This is a genomic window from Mesonia sp. HuA40, assembly GCF_008017835.1.
Lineage (GTDB): Bacteria > Bacteroidota > Bacteroidia > Flavobacteriales > Flavobacteriaceae > Mesonia.
In genome coordinates, this window is record NZ_VRLT01000014.1 from 1 (window position 1) to 1,652 (window position 1,652).

Annotated in this window: 1 protein-coding gene; it reads left to right on the plus strand. The window is 31.4% G+C overall.

Annotated features, from left to right (window positions below; translation table 11 throughout):
• Positions 1 to 575 precede the first annotated feature (575 nt).
• Positions 576 to 1,448, plus strand: coding sequence for a hypothetical protein (locus tag FT993_RS01690; RefSeq protein WP_147860810.1), 873 nt, complete (start codon positions 576 to 578; stop codon positions 1,446 to 1,448).
• Positions 1,449 to 1,652 lie beyond the last annotated feature (204 nt).

Below are 1,652 nucleotides of genomic sequence, written 5' to 3' on the forward strand. Positions count from 1 at the left end.
TATTTTTCCGCAACGAAATCATAGCCAAAGCCGTTGGCAAAAATACCTCGGAATGAAAAGCAAAGCGGAAAAATAATGAATCCGACTGCTTGAAAAGATGAAGTAAAAAACAAAAATTAGTTCTTAAAAGAAATAACTGACTTAAAAAGAAAACAGCGGAATTGAAAAGCATTACGCCGAATGAAAAACACAACGCTGACAAGAAAGCTGAATAAAACAATATCTTTCAAAATAGTAAAAAGCGAATTTAAAAATTAAGCGGAATTAAGGTCGAATCAAAAATTTGAAATAGACGAAAAAAAGATATTAAAATCTACGTTTTAAAAATAAATCAGCGCATTGCCGAATAAAAAAGTGGACGGAAAAAGAGTAAAGCGGAAATTAATTATTTGGACGGCAAAGCAGAACCTTCCAAGCAGAACGTGTCGCTACTTTAGGTAACAACGGCTATAATTCATTGCGGCGGAATTTTCTACCGAAAATTCCATCCTTTTTTCTATCTTTGAGCTACAACGGAATAAATCCTGCGTATTTTTCCGCAACGAAATCATAGCCAAAGCCGTTGGCAACAAGCTATGAAATACATCCTGCTTTTTTTCATATTAATCGGAATCAATGGAATCTATGCACAAAATAAAGTGCAAAAAATTATTGAATTGAATTCGCTTGTTGATTCACTTGACAACAAAACAGTCAAAACTTTTGAGTACGACCAAAATGGGAATTTAGTAAAAGAAGACTATATAAATTTTATGCCTTTGAATTCCAAATATCGAAATACTGGAACTTGGATTCACGAATATGATAACGGTATAATTCAAAAATCTCTTAAAATTAACCGTCCAGAAAAAGACACAATTCTAATCGAATACAAATACAAAGGGAACAAGAAAAAAGTAACGACGGAGGAACTGGTTACTCGAAGTAAATTAAAAGATAGTGTTGCCGACAAATACGGAATTGATAGCGAAAATGGTTGTGTAATAGCACCTGAAGATTTGGAATTTTATAAAGTTTGGATTGAACGAGAAAATAAAACCATAATTCGCAAAAAAGGAAAAATCATTAAAGAAAAGGTTTACTTTAATCACAATACAAATCCTTACGACTTAATTTACGAATATGACACAAACGGACGAATTTCCACATTGACCCAAATTAATAGAAAAACAAAAAAAATAAATTGGAAAGAAAGCTATACCTATAATGAAAATACAACTGTTCGAGAAAGAGAATACTTTATTGAATATTGGAACAAAATTCCACCAAAAGAATTAGAAATAAAATATTTTGATGAAAACAGAAAAATTATGCGAATTGAATTGACTAACTCGAAAGACTATATTGATGGAGTAATAGAAATAACTTACGAAAATGGGCTGATTTCAAAAAAGAGTTTGACAGACAAAAATGGAAACAGCATTAGAGAACATAAATATATTTATTAAAAAAGCCAGTTGCCAACAACGTGTATAGCTCATTGCTGGTCAGTTTCTTAAACCGAAATTTTGGCATATTTGGAAAGTCGCCAAATTTTTAAATTTGACGATTTCCAAGAGAAAAGATAAATAGTAAAATTTAAAAAATTGGCTTGTGGCTAAACCGAAAATTAATTGCTAATTTGCACGCAACGAGCCATACACAATCACGTT